Origin of the sequence: Xenorhabdus yunnanensis (assembly GCF_028598805.1) — a bacterium.
In the GTDB taxonomy this organism is placed as follows: domain Bacteria; phylum Pseudomonadota; class Gammaproteobacteria; order Enterobacterales; family Enterobacteriaceae; genus Xenorhabdus; species Xenorhabdus yunnanensis.
Map to the genome: position 1 here is coordinate 58,227 of NZ_JAQRFI010000020.1, position 18,214 is coordinate 76,440.

Annotated in this window: 24 protein-coding genes; 6 read left to right on the top strand and 18 right to left on the bottom strand. The window is 45.5% G+C overall.

What is annotated here, in order from left to right:
• The first annotated feature begins 61 nt into the window (after positions 1-61).
• Entirely contained in the window at positions 62-1,315 is a 1,254-nt protein-coding gene (icd, locus tag PSI23_RS10305; protein ID WP_273554997.1) for an NADP-dependent isocitrate dehydrogenase, read from the top strand.
• A gap of 119 nt (positions 1,316-1,434) precedes the next feature.
• Here the strand turns inward: icd and PSI23_RS10310 are convergent, their stop codons facing one another.
• Genes PSI23_RS10310 through PSI23_RS10330 form a run of 5 tightly spaced genes read right to left on the bottom strand, consistent with a single transcriptional unit; the run spans position 1,435 to position 5,327 of the window.
• On the bottom strand, positions 1,435-2,562 hold the full coding sequence (locus tag PSI23_RS10310) for a phage integrase Arm DNA-binding domain-containing protein (protein WP_010846658.1): 1,128 nt from the start codon (positions 2,560-2,562) through the stop codon (positions 1,435-1,437).
• On the bottom strand, positions 2,546-2,788 hold the full coding sequence (locus PSI23_RS10315; RefSeq protein WP_038251486.1) for an excisionase: 243 nt from the start codon (positions 2,786-2,788) through the stop codon (positions 2,546-2,548). The genes PSI23_RS10310 and PSI23_RS10315 overlap by 17 nt, the downstream gene beginning before the upstream one ends.
• 47 nt (positions 2,789-2,835) lie before the next feature.
• The gene (locus PSI23_RS10320) at positions 2,836-4,218 is read right to left on the bottom strand and encodes an SNF2-related protein (RefSeq protein ID WP_273554998.1); all 1,383 of its coding nucleotides are present in this window, start codon (positions 4,216-4,218) and stop codon (positions 2,836-2,838) included.
• A gap of 42 nt (positions 4,219-4,260) precedes the next feature.
• Positions 4,261-5,139, bottom strand: coding sequence for a BRO-N domain-containing protein (locus PSI23_RS10325; protein ID WP_273554999.1), 879 nt, complete (start codon positions 5,137-5,139; stop codon positions 4,261-4,263).
• Positions 5,140-5,150: 11 nt separating this feature from the next.
• A complete protein-coding gene (locus PSI23_RS10330) occupies positions 5,151-5,327 on the bottom strand; it encodes a hypothetical protein (RefSeq protein WP_273555000.1) in 177 nt (58 codons plus the stop codon).
• A gap of 147 nt (positions 5,328-5,474) precedes the next feature.
• Here PSI23_RS10330 and PSI23_RS10335 point away from each other — a divergent pair, with 147 nt between their 5' ends.
• On the top strand, positions 5,475-5,804 hold the full coding sequence (locus PSI23_RS10335; RefSeq protein WP_273555001.1) for an Arc family DNA-binding protein: 330 nt from the start codon (positions 5,475-5,477) through the stop codon (positions 5,802-5,804).
• Here PSI23_RS10335 and PSI23_RS10340 read toward each other — a convergent pair.
• The 13 genes from PSI23_RS10340 to PSI23_RS10400 all read right to left on the bottom strand — a co-directional run bounded on the left by PSI23_RS10340 (position 5,782) and on the right by PSI23_RS10400 (position 13,945).
• Positions 5,782-5,949: an Arc family DNA-binding protein gene (locus PSI23_RS10340; RefSeq protein ID WP_273555002.1), complete on the bottom strand. Its 168-nt coding sequence runs from the start codon at positions 5,947-5,949 to the stop codon at positions 5,782-5,784. The two genes, PSI23_RS10335 and PSI23_RS10340, sit on opposite strands and share 23 nt — an antisense overlap.
• On the bottom strand, positions 5,949-6,224 hold the full coding sequence (locus tag PSI23_RS10345; protein WP_273555003.1) for a hypothetical protein: 276 nt from the start codon (positions 6,222-6,224) through the stop codon (positions 5,949-5,951). The genes PSI23_RS10340 and PSI23_RS10345 overlap by 1 nt, the downstream gene beginning before the upstream one ends.
• 121 nt (positions 6,225-6,345) lie before the next feature.
• Positions 6,346-6,612 (bottom strand): PDDEXK family nuclease, encoded by a 267-nt coding sequence (locus PSI23_RS10350; protein WP_273555004.1) that lies wholly within the window; start codon positions 6,610-6,612, stop codon positions 6,346-6,348.
• On the bottom strand, positions 6,572-6,814 hold the full coding sequence (locus PSI23_RS10355) for an ANR family transcriptional regulator (protein ID WP_273555005.1): 243 nt from the start codon (positions 6,812-6,814) through the stop codon (positions 6,572-6,574). Before PSI23_RS10355 ends, PSI23_RS10350 begins: the two co-directional genes overlap by 41 nt.
• A gap of 10 nt (positions 6,815-6,824) precedes the next feature.
• A complete protein-coding gene (locus tag PSI23_RS10360; RefSeq protein ID WP_038251480.1) occupies positions 6,825-7,088 on the bottom strand; it encodes a hypothetical protein in 264 nt (87 codons plus the stop codon).
• Between the two features lie 3 nt (positions 7,089-7,091).
• On the bottom strand, positions 7,092-9,152 hold the full coding sequence (locus tag PSI23_RS10365; protein WP_273555006.1) for a DNA polymerase: 2,061 nt from the start codon (positions 9,150-9,152) through the stop codon (positions 7,092-7,094).
• Positions 9,145-9,777, bottom strand: coding sequence for an Nmad5 family putative nucleotide modification protein (locus PSI23_RS10370; protein WP_273555007.1), 633 nt, complete (start codon positions 9,775-9,777; stop codon positions 9,145-9,147). The genes PSI23_RS10365 and PSI23_RS10370 overlap by 8 nt, the downstream gene beginning before the upstream one ends.
• A 49-nt stretch (positions 9,778-9,826) precedes the next feature.
• Positions 9,827-10,384 carry a DUF2815 family protein gene (locus PSI23_RS10375; protein ID WP_273555008.1) on the bottom strand — a complete coding sequence of 186 codons (558 nt, stop codon included), beginning with the start codon at positions 10,382-10,384 and terminating at the stop codon, positions 9,827-9,829.
• A gap of 30 nt (positions 10,385-10,414) precedes the next feature.
• Positions 10,415-11,701, bottom strand: a complete 1,287-nt coding sequence (locus PSI23_RS10380) for a DUF2800 domain-containing protein (protein WP_273555009.1) — start codon at positions 11,699-11,701, stop codon at positions 10,415-10,417.
• Positions 11,702-11,703: 2 nt separating this feature from the next.
• Positions 11,704-12,429, bottom strand: coding sequence for a hypothetical protein (locus tag PSI23_RS10385; RefSeq protein ID WP_273555010.1), 726 nt, complete (start codon positions 12,427-12,429; stop codon positions 11,704-11,706).
• A 12-nt stretch (positions 12,430-12,441) separates the two neighbouring features.
• Positions 12,442-12,573: a hypothetical protein gene (locus PSI23_RS10390; RefSeq protein WP_273555011.1), complete on the bottom strand. Its 132-nt coding sequence runs from the start codon at positions 12,571-12,573 to the stop codon at positions 12,442-12,444.
• A 46-nt stretch (positions 12,574-12,619) separates the two neighbouring features.
• Positions 12,620-12,805, bottom strand: a complete 186-nt coding sequence (locus PSI23_RS10395; RefSeq protein ID WP_273555012.1) for a hypothetical protein — start codon at positions 12,803-12,805, stop codon at positions 12,620-12,622.
• A gap of 474 nt (positions 12,806-13,279) precedes the next feature.
• Positions 13,280-13,945, bottom strand: coding sequence for a S24 family peptidase (locus PSI23_RS10400; RefSeq protein ID WP_273555013.1), 666 nt, complete (start codon positions 13,943-13,945; stop codon positions 13,280-13,282).
• A 136-nt stretch (positions 13,946-14,081) separates the two neighbouring features.
• On the opposite strand from PSI23_RS10400, the gene PSI23_RS10405 reads away from it, so the two are divergent.
• From PSI23_RS10405 to PSI23_RS10420, 4 genes are all read left to right on the top strand, one after another.
• Positions 14,082-14,282 carry a helix-turn-helix transcriptional regulator gene (locus PSI23_RS10405; RefSeq protein WP_273555014.1) on the top strand — a complete coding sequence of 67 codons (201 nt, stop codon included), beginning with the start codon at positions 14,082-14,084 and terminating at the stop codon, positions 14,280-14,282.
• A gap of 2 nt (positions 14,283-14,284) precedes the next feature.
• Positions 14,285-16,531, top strand: coding sequence for a VapE domain-containing protein (locus PSI23_RS10410; RefSeq protein WP_273555015.1), 2,247 nt, complete (start codon positions 14,285-14,287; stop codon positions 16,529-16,531).
• Positions 16,532-16,825: 294 nt separating this feature from the next.
• Entirely contained in the window at positions 16,826-17,218 is a 393-nt protein-coding gene (locus PSI23_RS10415; RefSeq protein ID WP_273555016.1) for an antiterminator Q family protein, read from the top strand.
• A gap of 669 nt (positions 17,219-17,887) precedes the next feature.
• The coding region (locus PSI23_RS10420) for a DNA methyltransferase (protein WP_273555017.1) at positions 17,888-18,214 on the top strand (327 nt) is incomplete at its 3' end.

An 18,214-nucleotide genomic window follows, 5' to 3' on the forward strand; every position in this document is an offset into this window, starting at 1 on the left:
TATTGACACGTCCCTTACAAAAAATTAACAAGGCATTGCGCTTATTTGAAAGGAGAGGTTAATGGAAAGCAAAGTAGTTGTTCCGGCGGAAGGTAAAAAAATTACTATTGATGCCAAAGGTAAATTAAATGTTCCGAATAACCCTGTAATCCCTTATATCGAAGGGGATGGCATTGGTGTTGATGTTACGCCGGTCATGCTAAAAGTTGTTGATGCTGCGGTTCAGGAAGCTTATAGCGGAGAGCGCAAAATTTCTTGGATGGAAATCTACACAGGTGAAAAATCCACAAATGTCTATGGCAAAGATGTTTGGTTACCGGATGAAACACTGGACTTAATTCGTGAATACTGTGTTGCTATCAAAGGTCCTCTGACAACTCCAGTAGGTGGTGGTATTCGTTCGCTGAACGTAGCACTGCGCCAGCAATTAGATCTGTATGTCTGCCTGCGTCCAGTCCGTTACTATCAAGGTACGCCAAGCCCTGTTAAGCAGCCTGAACTGACCGATATGGTTATTTTCCGCGAAAACGCAGAAGACATTTATGCTGGTATTGAGTGGAAAGCGGGTTCAGCGGAAGCGGACAAAGTTATTAAATTCCTACAGGATGAAATGGGTGTTAATAAGATCCGTTTCCCTCAACAGTGTGGTATCGGTGTAAAACCTTGCTCAGAAGAAGGCACCAAACGTTTAGTACGCGCTGCAATTGAATATGCGATTGATAATGACCGTGAATCAGTAACTTTGGTTCATAAAGGCAATATCATGAAATTCACTGAAGGTGCTTTCAAAGATTGGGGTTATGAGCTGGCTCGAACTGAGTTTGGCGGAGAACTGCTGGATGGCGGTCCATGGGTTAAGATCAAAAACCCTAAAAATGGCAAAGATATCATCATCAAGGATGTGATTGCAGATGCGTTCTTGCAACAGATCCTGCTGCGTCCGGCAGAATATGATGTTATCGCTTGTATGAACCTGAATGGTGACTACATCTCTGATGCATTGGCTGCGCAGGTCGGTGGTATTGGTATTGCCCCAGGTGCAAACATTGGTGACGAATGCGCATTGTTCGAAGCAACACATGGTACTGCACCTAAGTACGCAGGCCAGGACAAAGTAAACCCAGGTTCTGTGATCCTTTCTGCTGAAATGATGTTGCGCCACATGGGGTGGTTCGAAGCCGCTGATTTAATCGTTAAGGGAATGGAAGGATCGATTGCTGCCAAGACTGTCACATACGATTTTGAGCGCCTAATGAAAGACGCTAAACTGCTGAAATGTAGTGAGTTCGGTGACGCAATTATTTCTCATATGTAATAATAACTCATTAAAATATATAACGGGGGCTTAATAGTTCCCGTTGTTTTTAGCGATGTAAAAAATCTTCTGCAAAACTCCTGCAAAACTCTTCTGCAAAACTGGTTAAAATTTGAACGCTATTTCGCAGCTAAAATAATCCAGTCTTTGCCTCGGTCATCGTGGTATTTATCCGTCATTGCTTGGCTCTTGTGTCCTAATAATGTTTTTGTATCGATTCCCTGTTCACGGTAGAGGCGTTCAGATAAAGATCTCTGTTCATGGAAACTCGGTGGAGTACCGTCCTCCCATTTAAGGTCTGTTTTATCACGCGTTTTTTGAAAGCTGGTGGTGATTGCATTCGCTGATACTTGACCGCCTCTTTTGGCTTGTGAAGTAGTATGGTGGTAATGGAGCATGTAAGGGCTTAATATTCTATCCCTACAACGTGTTATTACATCTTGTAACGTATAGCCGATTTTTTCACATCTCAGGCTTAAGGGGAGTGCCAGCTTAACCCCTGTTTTTTCCTGAACGATATGTAGGTGATCGTCCCACACATCATCAAATCGCAATTTAGCGATATCTCCCAAGCGTTGCCCTGTGACTAGGGCTAATAACATCGCATGCTGTAAATAGCGCTGAGTTTTTCCAGCTTGGTCAAATATAACTTTCCATTCTTCCAGATTTAGTCTTTGTCGCTTAACCTTATTAATAGGCATTTTTGTTGCTTTGGCTGGGTTGTATCCGGGAGGAACCTCACCCGCGTGTTGGGCTTCTTTGAAAACATCTATTAAAACCATTCGGATAATTTGGGCCATTCTTGATTGGCCTCGCTCCTTATATTCATCGACTATAATTGCGATATCTTTAGTTTGGATAGTGTCAATGCTTTCGTTGCCGCAATGCTGCCTGAATGCTTCGACAGGTGCGATTTTTTGCTTTACGGTATTTAGTTTTATTTCACCTGCTATTAGCCGTTCTTGCTGAATTTTTAAATATTCATCTAACCAACCAGTAACTGAAATTCCTTTTTTTAACTTTCGGCTGATTTCATCTTTTACTTTTAATAGCTGAGTCATTTTGACCTCAGCTAAGCGGGAGTTGGCTTCTAGGGCAATTGCCTTCGCAGATTTTTCATCATCACCTAATCCGTGGAATTTCCCTGTAACCGGATGCTTATAGCGCCAGTAAATCTTTTTTGTCCTGGCATCGGTGTAACAGGATAAGCCAGGGATATTGACATTGTATTTACGTGGGCGAGCCATCTTCTAAGATCCTCATTAGTCGGGGGTCATCGTCTTTTTTAATGGGTGGTTTTTCTATAAGGCCAATAAACCTAGCACTTTTCTCAACCCTCCAGCATCTTCCAGCTTTGTATGGTCGGGGGGATATCATGCCATTCTTTGCGTAACGTATTAGAGTCTGATAACTGGGGATGGGTTCAGAAAATTCATGTGCTGCCCACTCTATCAATGTTTGAGTTCGTGCCACAATTTTCTCCTTATATTTTATCAGGAAATAGACATAACATTGTTGGATTACCTCTTCTTCATAGCCTCCAGTAAAATATCCTGTACTTCCCGCTTGGAATTACGCCGTTCCATTACCAATTCATCCATCGTGCCGTGAGCAATAATGTGGTGAACAAACACAGGGCGGTTGTGTCCGGCTTGTATCTGTCGGGTAGGGCCGATACGCTCAATGATTTGCTGGTACTGCTCCAAGTCCCACCAGTGAGAGAAAAATACCAGAATGTTACCGCCATCTTGCAGGTTTAACCCGTGTCCGGCGCTGGCGGGGTGGGCGAACATGACAGGGATCTTTCCCGCGTTCCAGTCACGTAGAGTTTGTGGGTTATCGTCTAAGTGCTTCCCTTTCGGGAATGCGTTTAACAGTCGCGCTAAATCGTGTTTCCAATGATAGGCAACGAGTACCGGCATTCCGGCAGATTCATAGATGATGCTGTCTAATGCCTGTAGTTTGGCGTCGTGCAGTTCCTGCCACGTGCCGTTCTCGTCGGTATAGATAGCACCGCTGGCAATTTGCAGACATTTAACGGTCTTGGCCGCTGCGTTCGGGGCTTCAATGCCAATCCCCTCCAACTCCACGAACATTTCTTTTTCCATCGCCTTATACTGCTGATGGACTTTGGACGGAAGATCGATACGAATAACGTTGTGAATGGGTTCTTCAATATCGAACCAGTCCGCTGCATCCAGCGAGATAGTCATATCGTTCAATACTAATTGGATTTGTTCTTGGGCGAAGTCCTTCGGTTTTAAGTCCGGCCAGTGTTGCCCAGGTCGCTGGAAATTATTAAACCAGCGCGAAGTAAAGGCACTGTATGTCCGGCCTAGACGTTCACCCTGATCGATAAACCACGCTTGCCCCCATAAATCCAGTAATCCGTTAGGGGCAGGCGTGCCGGTGAGATTGACCCATCGGTGTACATGCTTGTGGGCAACCTTGGCTAATGCCGCTGCACGCTTACCGCCTTTGCGTAACCTGAACGATTTGAGCCGTGTGCTCTCATCGGCAATGACAGTAGCGAACGGCCATTTATTTCCCAGTGTTTCCACCAGCCAGACGAGGTTATCGTAGTTGGTAGTGAATATGCTGGCGTTAGTGTTTTTGAGCGCGTTTATTCGCTCTTTGGCACTGCCCGCAATGGGTTGTACTTCGATATTATTTAAGTGCCCCCACTTCTCCGCCTCATCCGGCCACGTTGACCGAGCAACACGTAACGGCGCTAATACCAGTGCGGGTTGGGTTTCCATACCCACCCTGTACAAATCGTCCATTGCGGTTAATGTTGCTACTGTTTTACCCATGCCCATACCCGCCCAAATATTTGAGCGGGGGATATCGAGCTGGTGGTTGATAATGAGGTTTTGATAGGGGCGGGGGGTGAATGGTTTCATAGAGTACCTTTTAAACCCCGCGTTACAGCGGGGTGCTATGGGTTAAAATAATTCACTGATATCTACGCTGTGTACTTCAAGCCAAGCTTGTTGTGGGTATATAACTTCGTGGCAATTTTGGTAAATGTTGTAGGCCATTGGGTAACCATCGGTGACCGGATCGTAAATCTCATGTTTGTCGAGCCAAGAGTTTAATGCCTTCCACCCGTACATTATTCCCGTTGCGCGCCATACTGCCTGTTGAGATGCCCATTCTTTACTTGCACCGAAACGCGAGGCCATTTCTTCACGTTCCCGTATCGCTCTATTTGCGACACGTTGATACGCAGAATTACGTTGAAGTGCGGTTGCTTCCCTTTTTCGGCTGATTTGGGCTTTTGTACGAACAGCTTCATTGCGTTCTTCGGTTACTGTTTCGACGGTATGGCTGAGCGCAAGAATTTTATTGGCCTGCCCGGATATAAGAGCTATCGTCAATTCGGGGTTATTCACAAAATAATCTGCCGATAATTGAGGCTGCATTTGGTAGCTACCTGCTTGGCGGATCGCAGGCAACACTTCTTCACATACCCAATCTTGAAAACGTTCAGCCGAAGGCAATTTGCTACGTAGTATGAGGCGGTATAAATCAGGTTCAGTTAAAAGGATAATTCCTTTCGGTTTGACTCCTAAATTCAATTCCGTACACTGCACGGAATTAAGTCTAATCAATGACTTACAGTTGATTTTTAAGGCTTGATGAGGGTCTGAATATCCAAGTGCCTTAGCTACTTCTACGGCAAAAAATACAGGTTTGTCGTTGTACAACATTCCTTGCAACTCAATATCTAACTCTTCGTTAGAGAAACTCATCAAGGCATTTTTATTCAGGAGTTGGTTTGTACTTTCATTTTCGAATGCTAAAAATGTAACGTTTTGCATAGTTATTACCTTTAGTTAGTAGTTTCTATGGTTGATGCTTCTTGTGCTGCTTGCTGGGTGAATTCGATAAGCTCAAATGCAAGCGGTGATCCTGATTCAATAGTGCTCAGTAGTTGAGCGGTATCCAGAATGTTTCCAATGATTGAAAGCAAATCGATATGGTTTAGTTGTGAAACTTTTATAGACATTTTCCGTTAGCCCCTAAAGTAAACGCTTATTATTTTATTCTCACGGTGAGTACGAATTAAGTGTACTCACCGTGAGTCGTTGTTGTCAAGCTCACAGTGAGGCATACTTAAATAAGTACATCATAAATACAGTTTTGGGCTAAGCGTATGAGTAGAGAAGATCCTCAACTGCGAGTAAGAATTCCCGCAGAATTGAAAGAAATCCTTGAGCAGAAAGCCAAGGAAAATAAAAGAACATTAACGGCCGAGATCGTTGACCGTTTAGAAGAGACTACCGTACAAGATTCTGTAGTAGGTAACAGTGATGGTTTCGGACGTATAGCTTTAGATTACGAAAGTCTTTGTAATGATTATGAAGAGCTGAATGCTAAATATGAGCGCGAGTGTGCATTGGATTGGGCTGATTCGAATAAAGATGAATTGCGTTCTGCCGTTGAAAAATTGCGTGAAGTACTCAATCCTTCTGTGAAAAAGTAACCCCATCACGCTCTAAACTTTCCTTTAATCGTCTGGTTATTTCAGCGGTTAATGTGCGGTCATTTTGGAGCGCTGACTTTTCCAGCGCCTCTTTCAGTCCTTGCGGGATACGCGCCCGCAGTTGTGGGTCAGCTCTTGTGCTCATTATTTACTTGGCTCCCTTAATTTATAAATGGAATTTTGGGTTTTTATATACCCGTCAGTCTTATAAGTTTTAGCATTGCGAACCAGAGATGTGCGTATTTCATCGCCATCGTTAAATCTTTTCTTACTATCGTTAAATATTTTTCCAAATGCTAACGCCCGTTCACCATTATCAATAAAATCAGTTAATTCTAATTCGGCGGTATAAGCGATCTGTCGTGGTGAGATTTTATTAATGTATGCAGCGCATGATTCTTCATTAAAGTCATTGTTCATGTTTATTTCTCCAATTAATGTGTTATCCGTCGTAACAACCACACGGCATATCATGATCAATATCGTCCGTGTCGTAACCGTTAGGGTTTTGTAGAAATTCGCCCCCCATATGACATAACGATCATATTATTGCCTCCATATTCTTACTATCCAAAACCACAACTGAACATCCCAGTGCCCGTAGCCGTTCATGCTCGCGTAATTGCTCAGGGCGGGGTTTCTCTCCGGGGGCTTTGCATTCAACAAAAATGACGCGCCCACCAGGTAAGATACATATTCGGTCAGGAACAGAACGGCGACCGGGGGAAACAAATTTATAGGCAATTCCCCCGGCCTTTTTAATTTCTTTAACTAAGTGATTTTCTATTACACTTTCGCGAATGTTCATTTTTATATTTATCCCGTTCAATTTGTTTTAAACAAAAATCAGAACGAATTTCCGCCCACGCAATATTTAAAGTATTTCGGGAATGGCGGGCGGCTTTATTCCACACTTTGGCTGCCCGTAAATAATCGCCTCCGCGTTCAATTTGCGCAGCCTCTCGCGCAGTTCGAAAATATAACGGACTGTCTCGGTATTTAAATGACATATAGGAATTCTCAGTGACAGGTACAATGACCGCTAAACGCAAGCGTAAGCGGTGATGGATCATCAGGGTGAGTAATTAAGTCTGTGTGGTATATTTTTTTACGGTAAATAACAGAATAACCGTCATCTTTTATTAGAAATAATTTTCCAGTGACTGAGCGACTATTAAATGAATAACCATTGCGTGTAGTCGTTATGACAAAACCACATTTTTGACCAACAGCGACAGGCTTTGGCCCGCCGTAGTAACCATTACATTTTTGACAACGTTCCATAATTCAATCCTTACGATATCTGTATGCCTCAAACCCGCCAGCACTCAGGGGTAAGTCCGGTGCCCAATCGGGATTGGTGGCGAGTAGATTGCTGAGATGTTCATGGGAGTAATCTACGGTGTCCGGTGCTTCGGTCAACACTTCGTCATGCACCGTTAAAACAATGTCATAACCGGCAGACTCTATGCGGGGCATGTTGCCCGCCAGCACATCACGCGCGGCGGCCTGAGTGACGTTTTCGACCAGTTTCCCGCCGTAGGTTTTGAGCCGTTGCCATTTGCGGCTGTAGGGGTTAGTGCCCATATAACTGATCTGCCCATCATTGAGGCGGGGTGAGGGATAGCACACCGCACGACCGGACGGTAAGACCACACGGAGCCACGCCCCGTCGCGGCGGACTCTCAGCTTACGGCAGGGAATAGTGACACTGGGTGAACTGATCGCCCGCTTAACGGCCTCTTCCAGCTCGTACCAGAACGGCACCGTTGCGATGTGGGCATGGCGCCACATTCTTTTGAGGGAATCACAGGTGATAAATACCCTCTCGCTCAGGCCATACGTCTGTTTTTGTTCAACGGATTTCTTGTACCAACTCATTGCATCCCGCTGAATTTTTACCGGGATATTCGGCAGTGCGGCAGTAGCCAGTTCTTCTAGGTCAAGGGCATAGGTCAGAGCGAATGTGACGAAAGCGGCGACCCCACCACCGTACCCTAGCCCCAACTCCATCACTTTACCTATCTGGCGCTGGTCTTTTGTGACATCATCCGGTTCAATGTTGAATGCACGGGCATAAGCCAGTTTATAGAGGTCTGCGCCTGTGCCGTTGTCATTATCCCGAAATGCCTGTAACTTCCATTCCTCACCCGCCAGCCATGCGAGCATGCGCCCCTCGATATTGGACAGGTCGCTAATAACCAGTTTTTTACCGTTCGGTGCAATGATAACGCCACGTATTGCTGAGCTGGTCAGTTCCATGACGTTATCGAACAGCAGATCGGCGCAGTCAGATTTTAGTGCCTCGATGCCAATATCAATAATGTTCTGCTTCAGTGTAGGTCTTGGTAAATTTTGCGGCTGGAATAGGCGACCTGCCCAACGTCCGGTGCGTGATGCACCACAAAATTGCAAAGTGCCACGTAATCGCCCGTCAGTACTAATTCCATTCATCAATGCCTTGTACTTACTGGTGCTGGTGGTACTGGCTTGCAAACGAATAGATAACAGTTCACGCAAGGCTAATGGGATATCGGGATCGGCAACCCGACGTTCCAATGTGCTTTTTTGCATATCGGGCAATTCAACCCCGAACGCCGTTGTGATATGTCTTAACATGGCATCACGTTGAGTCGCTGCCTGTACGTCACCCTCGGTCATTTCCTGTGTGCGTTTTGCCAGCCGCTTTTGTTCTTGATCTACCGCATCAATCGCGGATCTGGCTAACTCAATGTCCATGCGCACACCACGATCATTAATTTGTTGGTCACGGTGCCAGAGGGCTAACTCAACGCCTTGATAGTTCCACTTGGGCAGGCGCTTATGTACCTCGCGCATGGCTTCAATATCCAGCCTTGCGTACGTCACAAAGCGCCGCCATTCTTCGGGGTGGGTCTCGCTGGTAGCACGGCGAATGGCGACGTTTTTCGGGCGGGGCTTGCAGAATAATTGGATTAACGCTTTACCCTCTTTGTCTTTCGCTTTATCTGACGGAATACCCAGCACCTCACACAGTGCACCTAATGCGCCGGGTAAGCCATGAGATAAAGCCTGCACCATCGTGTCTTGCCAGCGGGTAATTTCCAGATGTAAATGCGGCATGTCATGCCGCAGGATGGTACGGTCAAAGTGGCTGTTATGGGCGAATAAAATAACGGTCGGATCGAGTAACGTTTTACGTAATTCGACTGGCATGGGAACACCGCTTGTGACATCCCATACCTGAACAGGATTATTGTTGACCGCCCATGCAAATAGCATAATTTCCGCGTGTTCGGCGTAGGCGTGAGTACCATTTTTAATCGGTATGTCACTGTAGGTTTCGAGGTCGAGCCACAATTTATCCATTGTCCGCCTCAGTGGGTAGCCCTATTAATGCGTTTAAGGCTTCACGGCGAACGGCGGGAACCGGGGCAGCTTTCGTCGTGTCTTTAGGTAATAACTCAGCGGCTTCCGGCCATTCTGCTAATAGGCGTTTCACCGAGCGGACTTTTAATAATGCAGATTCTACCTTATTGGTGATATCTTCCCGCTGGTTATTTAATTCTTCGTGACGTTTTTCCAGTTCATAGAATTCATTGACCAGCGGGTTATCGGCTAATAATGTGGTCATTCTGGGTGTTATTTTATATATGTATTCCCGTTTGTCATAATACCGTTCGCGTGCTCCGTTGAAGTACGCAATAACACGGCTACCTGCTAAATTAATTTCTATAAAACTGTATTCACGAACTGGGAATTCGTCTAATCGCATAGACTCAGGTATTTTATTAGCCAGTGTTTTTATTTCTGAAATAATATCGTTTATCCCCGAATCCATATTTTCGCCGCCGATGGCTTCTATTCTTACTTTTTCAGCCCAATCCGCACGGTCTTTATAAAGTTGCTCTTCTTTTTCGAAGATACCTGCTTTTGTCAGTGCATTTTTAACAATTTCTTCTTTTACTGCTTTAGTTAATGTTTTCTGTGTCATGGTTTTTTACCCTAAGAAAAGCCCCGCATAATAACGGGGCGAACACTATTTAACTAAAAACGTCCGCTTCGGCGTCAGCCCCTTCGCTGATATCGTCAAAATCATCCACCGAGGCAACACCACCGCCTGCGAATGCGTCACCGTCTCTCAGGAACTGGACGCCAGACAGTGAAGCGGATATGCCTTTACCGTTGTTTTCGTAGGCGAAAATACTGATAGTCGCGTTCACGTAACAGCCGGAATACGGGCGGCCATCTTGTGCGGTAAGTGGAGTGCGATCACGGTCAATAACCAACGGGCGCGCTTTATTACTGGCGGAAATAAACATACACCCCGCATAACCGTCATAATCAGATTTATCGTCGCCGTCGCGGAAATTAAACCGCATGTTATTGCCGCGGATACTTTTAATAATACCCTCAGCTTTAACCCCCCATTTATCGGTAGCCACTTTTAAAATTGCTGCTTCGATTTCAGCAATTAAATCTTTGCGCGCTTTTGAAATAAGAAAGGTCGAGCGAAATTTATAATCACCCTGACCATTAACTTGGGTTGCTTCAAATAAATCAGGGAATGCCAAACGTACATTGGGTAATTTAATTTTCATTGTTTATGTCTCTTTATGGGTTAAATATAATTAAACGAACATATCGTCAGATATGTCTTCAAAATCGTTGATAGGGTTAACGTCCAGTGCTGGACGGGGATCGGATTCAGGTACGACGGTGGGTTTACCGTCGGGGCGAATAATAAGTGATTCTAATTTTACCCATTTTTTCGGAAACTCTTTTTTCAAAACCTTTTCCGCTTGAGTGGGACTAATGATTTTTTTGGTATAAATCTGGTCTTGCTTGAGCTTGAATGTTTTTAACATCGCCTCGGCGTCGGCTTCGGCACCCCACGAACGGTTACCTAGCTTGCCCTCTACCAATTTATATCCGGGGATGGGATGACCTGCATTCAGTTCATCACTGACACGGACCCGAACCGCTTTGCACCAGCTTTCAACAAAGTCCACCTGTGCGTATTTGGCGGCTAGTGTCTGGTTGTCGTACTTTGGGACTTGTTCGGTTGCGTTCTCTATCTGTGGCTCTAATGATTGCGTCAGATCGACAAAATCCTCAGCAATAGTGCTCCATACGTGCGCTGCCAGTGCCGGGCAATCCGCCTTGGCTTTGCAAAAACGACATTGCTTATCCCCCGGAGTAAATGAATCAGGAGGTAGCGTTTCTACACCATCGCATTGTGCTATGTTGAATGTGATGATGACCGATGTGGCGGCGTTTCTGGCGCGTTCTCCAAATTGCCGTAACTCATCAACACTGACCGACCATTCTGAAACGTGGTTCAGTCGGGGCTGGTGGATAAATAGCCTCACTGTGTCGAATTCGTACAGCATATCGAACTGATTCAGGGCACCGAGCGCATATAACATCAACTGCTCGTTTTCTTCGGAATAGACTTTCACACCTTTACCGTATTTCAGGTCGTGAATTTGCAGTTCACTACCCGTGATAATGATAGCGTCGGCAGTACCGAAAGAGTTTTCGACGCCGATCACCTCGGAAAAATCGACGCGCTGTTCAATCAGCAATTCATTGCCCTGAGCCAGTGACCACACCGTTTCGACATATTCGCCAACTGCCTCCACCATTTCTTCATTAACGCACGGTGTGTCAGGTTTAAGCAGGACGTTTTGCCCCAGATATTCGGCGGTAGTTTGCCCCATAGTGAATGGCTCGCCCGCCAGTGTTGGGTCTTGGCGATTATGCAGGACATTTTCAGCGAGGGCATGGGCGGCTGTTCCTTCCAGCGCGAACGGTGATTCGGTATTCAGCAGGTCAGCCTCCATTGCCAGGCTACCGTGACAGCGCAGCCAACGATGTGCTGCTGAGGGTGATAGTTTTGCATGTACCTCCGGCATGACTATTCCTCCACCCAAGCTTCTTCAGCCAGTTTAAGAACTTCGGAGAGTTTTTCTTGAGGGATATCACCCAGCTTTTTAGCCCCGAATTTAGCCACGATACCCACAGCCTCGCTGCGGTAACCGCCTTTTGCCAGCCGCAAAAGTGCTTGTTGGGCCTTATCATAGAGTACTGCATAATCAAGTTCTGGCTCTGGCTCTGAGGTATCGGCTGTTTGTTTACCCTCATTTAATAGTGACACAGCAAATTCGCGGCGTTCGGTGATACCGGGGATATCGTCCCAACTTTCGACTATTTCCAGACACAAATCTAAAATAACGGCTTTCGTCAGTGGCTTGAGTTCCTGCAATCCCTGTAGAGCGGAGTCTAGGGCGTCTACCTGTCCGTTACGGTCTGCACCAACCGCCTCAATCACAGCGCGAGCCTGTGCCAGTTTATCGGCGGTCAGGTTATACGCGTCCTTTTTGAACAATACCGCCACGGCAACGACGGTTTCTAAATCCAGAGTTTCGATATCAACGGGCGTGTTATCGGTTTTCTTTTTGGTGCTGGATTTTTTCTTTTCAGCGGGTTGTTCGACATGTTCAGGTAAAAGCGTAACGCTTTCTGAATCAATGAAGTGTTCAGCCGGTTCAACCTTGGCCAATGCCGCAATCAGTTGAGACATTAGCGTGTTTTGTTGCTCCAGAAGTGCGTTATTTTTTTGTAGGGTATTTTCCAGACTCATTGTTATCGAACCTCAAATGTACAGGGTAAGCGGGAATTGGGTTGCGGGATTGCGCTTGAGTTCTTCACATTTCCGTAGCCAGCGCAGGCGACGAACGGTGTTGCTTATTGGATATTTATCAACGGGAATTACTTTTGGTTTCATGCCACAAGCTCCTTATTGTTCATATCAAAAAGCACACCCACTGAAATTAGCGGGCGGGTGCGTTAGACAAAACAGGATGTGCTTTTTGATAGGGGGAGTAGGGCGTGAAAGAAAATTGAACCACACTCTCGCAGTGGTCGCGCTCATGCCCTTGAGTCCGTATTTTGGAATCGCCATTGCTATCCTCAGCCATAACCGGAAAGTGACTGGCATCACTCTGCATTACCGGCACGTCTTCTTCCTCATTAACCCTCACCAGCGCGTGTGCAGTTCGACCTGCTTCTGGCTCTCTTCATTGAGAGACTCGGGGGCTGCTTCATAACAGCAGCTTCAAGTTAAACTTCGCGGTCTATCCGCGTTGCTAAAGCATGATTATTTTTTCTCCTTTTAGTTGAGTTTTGCGCTCGTACACACCCACTGCCAGATTTACCCGTTCGCGCCCGTGCTCACTCTCGTGCGGGGCTAACCATCCCACCGACCGGATCGCGTCCGGTGGTACGTCGCAGTTCATGCGTAGGGGTCTAAACAGGGGTAGTGTGCTGTTCCGACTTTCCAAATTGTTAAAGAGCGGTGATACGAAACTGTATTTTAATTCGTTAATAAATTTATATACCGTTATGTATGAAATATCAATACGAAAAATCATAAAATTTTCCAAAAAGAAGGCCACAAAAATGTGGCCGTAGTTAACTATTTGATTCTAAAGTTAAGAATGCCATAGAGATGTTTTGGCTATTCCAGCTATATATTGCATTTGAGCTATTTTAGAATTGTGAATTTGTATTGGTGCTGAATTTTCATTCACAGGAAGTAGATGATAATACCCCTCACGCTCAAATAAAAATGTTTTAACCATTGCTTCTCCTGTATCGGTGACAATGAACACTTCATCACCGGAGGCGTAAGGATGGTTCGGTTCTATAACCACAAATTCACCTTCTTTTATTCGGGGGATCATTAAATTACCTGTGCATTTTAGTGCGTATGCATCATGGTCATAGGTTGGCCACCTGATGTAACCATCTGTACTATCGCCTTCAATCCAAGAACTTTCTTCGCCCAGATAAGCATTTCTTTTTACGGGCACGTCCTTGAAATGAACAGTATAAGGTTCCCCGTCTATATCAACAGTGGTTTTAGGTTGTGTAATTTGCAGATCGCATTCAATGAGATCAATCGGGGAAATTTTAAAAAATTCAGCGATATTTTTTAATGTAGTGTACTTAGGGTCTTTTACTTCCCCCGTCAACATCCTATGCAGGGTGGGTTGATGCATTTTTATTCGCTTAGATAGTTCTGTCACACTAGATATTCCGTGGACCTCCATCAAATACCTTATGTTTTTGGTTAAGACTCCAAATTCGGACGACATTTTTACACCTCTGATTGAGTAAATATTAATCAATTATTCATAACTGAATATATTAGGGTTTTTTTGAATACATTCCAGTATTGAAATATAATTCGTTTACGTATAGTTTAACTTTATCTACTAACTTAGGAGCTTAATGATGTACGAATTTCACCCACAAGAACTAATTAAAAAAATTATAGGCGCAGGTTTTACTCAATCACAAGTAGCTGAACAGATAGGTATTAGTCAACCTTCATTAAGCCGTATTTTGACAGGAGTAAGTCCAGATCCTCGGCTATCTACCGTTCGTGCTATCGAAAAATTTTACAATGAAAAAGTTAAAGATAAGGCGTAAGCATGGAAATCCGATACTCATTAGGAACCAGTGCCGAGGATGGTCAGCCACGTGAATTGTCGGTACCGGACTTCGACGCATTTGAACAGACCCTTCGCGATCAACGAACAACTATCGACGTCTTACCTAACGACACTAAAGAAATACTGGACGCAAAAAAGCGCAGGCTCCCGTATATCTGGCATGCATTTAAAAACGGCACTGCGCGTCGTCGCCGTAGTGCCAGCGCAGGTGACTTATACTATTTACCGTTAGATCTGGACGGTGTCACTAAGAACGGATGGGAATGTATCCACGAAATTTTAGGCGGGTACCGTGGATTTGCTTACACTACGGCCAGTCATGAGCACCCAGTTGCACAGGGGGAATATCGTATTCGTATCATATTATCCCCGTCTCGTCCGGTCTCTCCTGTCGAAAAACAACCATTACTGCAGTCATTGCAAGCTGAAATCATGAGCATTGTCGATCTGCTCTATGATGGTCCGGCGCGATGGGACGATTCGGTTTATCGTCCTGCTCAAATGGTGTTTCTGCCTGACGAACGGGCACAGTTTTGGTCTTTCACCGGGCAAGCGGTTGATGTCGATACGTTGTTGTCTACCGTGCCCTTACCGCTTGAAATTCCGGACGAGACCGAACACGACGACCTCACGCGTTTGGTGGATTTGGAAAATATAGATAATAACACCTTCGAAGATCTTCGCTCTGCGCTCTGGCATCCCAGTATGTTACAACACGCTGAAAACTATCCAACGTGGGCGGCAATGGGGAACCGGTTAGCGTGGTTCAAAGATACTGACCACGAAGAGCAGGCCAAGGCGCTATGGGTTGAATGGTCGGGCATTGCAGCTAAAGGTGATGTCGAAGCCGCAGCCAACAAATGGGAGCAACTCACCGCCGAACGGACAGGTTTTCAATCTGTTTTTTCGCTGGCGCAAAAAGCAGGGTGGGTGAATCCCGGAGCTGAACGCTTCCAGTCCGCCGTTGCCAGTGCTGACGATTTTGAGGATGTGACAGGGGAACTTACTGAGCCCGCGCCCTTGCCCTCGTTCAAACGTGATAAGTGGGGGCAAATCGAGGCAACAATAGAGAATGCGTTCAAAGCAGTTACGCGTTCCGATTTTGTTGGTATTGATATTAGGTTTGACCAGTTCCGTGATGAGATCATGTTTGCTCCAACAGGTACTGACCAGTGGCAGCCATTCAATGACGCTGAGTATTCGCGCCTGCGTATCACACTGGAAAAGCGCGGGTTCAAACCGGTAGGCCGCGAGTTGATCCGTGATGTCGTATTACTAATTGCTGATGAACACCCTTTTGATTCTGCTATCACATGGCTGAACGGTCTGAAATGGGACGGGATCTCCCGCATTGCACGTTTTTACCACACCCATTTCGGTACAGAGGATACCCCCTATACCCGTGCGGTATCCCTTTATATGTGGACTGCTTTAGCGGGACGTGTCCTCACCCCAGGATGTAAAGCCGACATTGTACCTATTCTGGTGGGTCCACAAGGCTGTGGTAAAAGCTCCGGCGTGGCGGCATTGGTCCCTGATCCATCTTTCTTCACCGAAATTAGCTTTGCCGAAAAAGATGAAGATTTGGCACGTAAGATGCGGGGGCGTCTGGTCGCTGAAATCGGCGAATTGCGAGGACTCAACACTAAAGAGCAGGAAAGTATCAAAGCTTTCGTTACCCGTACCCACGAGAATTGGATACCTAAATACCGTGAGTTTGCTATCCAATTTCCACGTCGTTTGTTGTGCATAGGTACCACTAATAAGAATGAATTTTTAGGGGATGAAACAGGTAACCGGCGATGGACTCCCGTGGAGGTTACCAAAATTAATCTCACTGCGATTAAAGATGACCTTTCGCTGTTATGGGCCGAAGCAAAAGTTATTTATGCGCAAACAGGTATCCAGTTCAGCGAAGCAGAACGATTAGCGGTAACAGTACATGACCATTACCAAATTAAAGATGCATGGTTGGAAATCGTCGAAAGATGGTTAGACGAGCCGGATCTTGTGACGGGTGAAAAACCTTTATCGCGGGCTTTCTTACGTGCGAGCGACGTTTTGCGTGAAGCGCTTAACTTTGAACCGTCCAGGATCAGTAAGCGTGAAGAAATGCGAATTAGCAATGTTTTGCAATCTTGCGGTTTTAAACGTGTTCAACGTCGTATTGATGGAAAAGTTTGTAAGGTCTGGGAGCCAGTGCAACCACCTGTAACCACCTCGTAGCATAGGTGGTTACGTCCGCTAAGCCAGTAGTACCAAGGGGGGAAGCCACTGTAACCACCGTATCCACCTTTCAGCTAAGAACCCCATTATATATATAAGGGCTTATAGGAAAGGTTAAGAAGATGGTGGATACAGCGGTTACAGGTGGATACACCTCTTAAGTGAAAAACTTTCCCATTTACAGTGCTGGTAACAAATCGCGGCTTGGATTCGGCAAATACGCACAACGGCACGTAAGCGCGACGACTTCTAGATAAATATTTCGAGCTACACGAAACTACAGGACAAAATTCCATGCGGGATATTCAACAGGTTTTGGTGCGATGGGGTGGGTGGTCGACTGAGCCAATGCGCGTAGGCTGGTCACCAGTTGCTGCTGGTTTTAGCGGCCTATTTCCTGCCAGTGGTAACAACCGGCTGACATGCAGTGATGAGGACGGATTGATTGTCGATCTGTGTGTCGCACGGCTACAGATGATTGGACAGGAAGAGGAGCTGGAGTGGATACAGCAGCATTACATACATGGTCTGTCCAAAAGGGAGATAGCCCAGCGCCACAGCATGTCAGAGAGCCGAGTACGTCATAAAATGCAAGTTGCTGAGGGTTTTATTGCTGGCTGCCTAGAAATGCTATGTATTCAGTTAGATATGGATTTAATGGTTAAAAAACAAACAATCAGATGCTAAAAACTAGTGCGCAGCGCAAAAACTATGCTATTGTGATAAAAATGGTTTTTTATACCCTGAGAAAAGGCACTCAATTTCGAGCGCCTTTCTTTTTGGGTGAAAATCGAAAACAGGGGAAAATAGAGCGTAGGCATCGTGTTTTGCCTGAACTCCAATAGTGGCGATTTGTTAATAAAATGTTATATCAAAAATACGGCTAATATGAGTAGGAAGATTGATACTTTTAGAGCTTAGGCATGTGTTTTTAGCTGAGTTGAAAAACGCAAGGGCGTGAAATGACCATTATGTTAAATAGGCGCTAAATTCGTACAATTATCTATGCCATTCGTTGACCGTTCACAAACGTTAAAATCTTGCTACACGGGGGTGTATTGAGACGCAAACAGGGGTGAACGGTCAGCAAATGACACAGTACAGGTCACACTTCGGTGTGGCCTTTTTTCATTTTTTGGTCGCCAACTACCGTTAGTGTTGGGTGCGTTGCGGATTTACCTATTCCAGCCGACCGCAAACGCTCATATTGGCAGGATCACAATTTAACATCTGAAATCATGCAGGGTTATACCTGCTATCAGTACGCACGGTGTATCTACCGCCCTCAACTCTGAGGGCACCCTATTAACTGCAGGGTCGCTTAGGCGGCCTTTTTTATTACAGGGTATTCCTCTGATGACAATTGAAGAACGCTATCACTTCACGTGGCAGGGCAAGGCTCGCGCACGTCAACTTGCCCAGACGCCATCAACCGGCACGCTTCGTCCATGCAGGGAAGAAAGCGTGAATTGGGATACCACCGAGAACCTGTTTATTGAAGGTGACAACCTTGAAGTGCTTAAGTTGCTGCAAAAGTCTTATCACAAAAAGATAAAGATGATTTATATCGACCCGCCCTATAACACAGGCAAGGATTTTATTTATAAAGATAATTATCGTGATAATTGGCTGAATATGCTTTATCCCAGACTGAAATTAGCCAGAAATTTATTATCTGATGAG

Excerpts from the sequence above, each read along its gene's own strand:
- PSI23_RS10325 (WP_273554999.1), bottom strand. The coding sequence starts at position 5,139 with ATGCAAAACGTTACATTTTTAGCATTCGAAAATGAAAGTACAAACCAA.
- PSI23_RS10350 (WP_273555004.1), bottom strand. The coding sequence starts at position 6,612 with ATGAACATTCGCGAAAGTGTAATAGAAAATCACTTAGTTAAAGAAATT.
- PSI23_RS10360 (WP_038251480.1), bottom strand. The coding sequence starts at position 7,088 with ATGGAACGTTGTCAAAAATGTAATGGTTACTACGGCGGGCCAAAGCCT.
- PSI23_RS10355 (WP_273555005.1), bottom strand. The coding sequence starts at position 6,814 with ATGTCATTTAAATACCGAGACAGTCCGTTATATTTTCGAACTGCGCGA.
- PSI23_RS10385 (WP_273555010.1), bottom strand. The coding sequence starts at position 12,429 with ATGAGTCTGGAAAATACCCTACAAAAAAATAACGCACTTCTGGAGCAA.
- PSI23_RS10405 (WP_273555014.1), top strand. The coding sequence starts at position 14,082 with ATGATGTACGAATTTCACCCACAAGAACTAATTAAAAAAATTATAGGC.
- PSI23_RS10370 (WP_273555007.1), bottom strand. The coding sequence starts at position 9,777 with ATGACACAGAAAACATTAACTAAAGCAGTAAAAGAAGAAATTGTTAAA.
- PSI23_RS10415 (WP_273555016.1), top strand. The coding sequence starts at position 16,826 with ATGCGGGATATTCAACAGGTTTTGGTGCGATGGGGTGGGTGGTCGACT.
- PSI23_RS10400 (WP_273555013.1), bottom strand. The coding sequence starts at position 13,945 with ATGTCGTCCGAATTTGGAGTCTTAACCAAAAACATAAGGTATTTGATG.
- PSI23_RS10335 (WP_273555001.1), top strand. The coding sequence starts at position 5,475 with ATGAGTAGAGAAGATCCTCAACTGCGAGTAAGAATTCCCGCAGAATTG.
- icd (WP_273554997.1), top strand. The coding sequence starts at position 62 with ATGGAAAGCAAAGTAGTTGTTCCGGCGGAAGGTAAAAAAATTACTATT.
- PSI23_RS10410 (WP_273555015.1), top strand. The coding sequence starts at position 14,285 with ATGGAAATCCGATACTCATTAGGAACCAGTGCCGAGGATGGTCAGCCA.
- PSI23_RS10380 (WP_273555009.1), bottom strand. The coding sequence starts at position 11,701 with ATGCCGGAGGTACATGCAAAACTATCACCCTCAGCAGCACATCGTTGG.
- PSI23_RS10340 (WP_273555002.1), bottom strand. The coding sequence starts at position 5,949 with ATGAGCACAAGAGCTGACCCACAACTGCGGGCGCGTATCCCGCAAGGA.
- PSI23_RS10365 (WP_273555006.1), bottom strand. The coding sequence starts at position 9,152 with ATGGATAAATTGTGGCTCGACCTCGAAACCTACAGTGACATACCGATT.
- PSI23_RS10310 (WP_010846658.1), bottom strand. The coding sequence starts at position 2,562 with ATGGCTCGCCCACGTAAATACAATGTCAATATCCCTGGCTTATCCTGT.
- PSI23_RS10375 (WP_273555008.1), bottom strand. The coding sequence starts at position 10,384 with ATGAAAATTAAATTACCCAATGTACGTTTGGCATTCCCTGATTTATTT.
- PSI23_RS10345 (WP_273555003.1), bottom strand. The coding sequence starts at position 6,224 with ATGAACAATGACTTTAATGAAGAATCATGCGCTGCATACATTAATAAA.
- PSI23_RS10330 (WP_273555000.1), bottom strand. The coding sequence starts at position 5,327 with ATGTCTATAAAAGTTTCACAACTAAACCATATCGATTTGCTTTCAATC.
- PSI23_RS10320 (WP_273554998.1), bottom strand. The coding sequence starts at position 4,218 with ATGAAACCATTCACCCCCCGCCCCTATCAAAACCTCATTATCAACCAC.
- PSI23_RS10390 (WP_273555011.1), bottom strand. The coding sequence starts at position 12,573 with ATGAAACCAAAAGTAATTCCCGTTGATAAATATCCAATAAGCAACACC.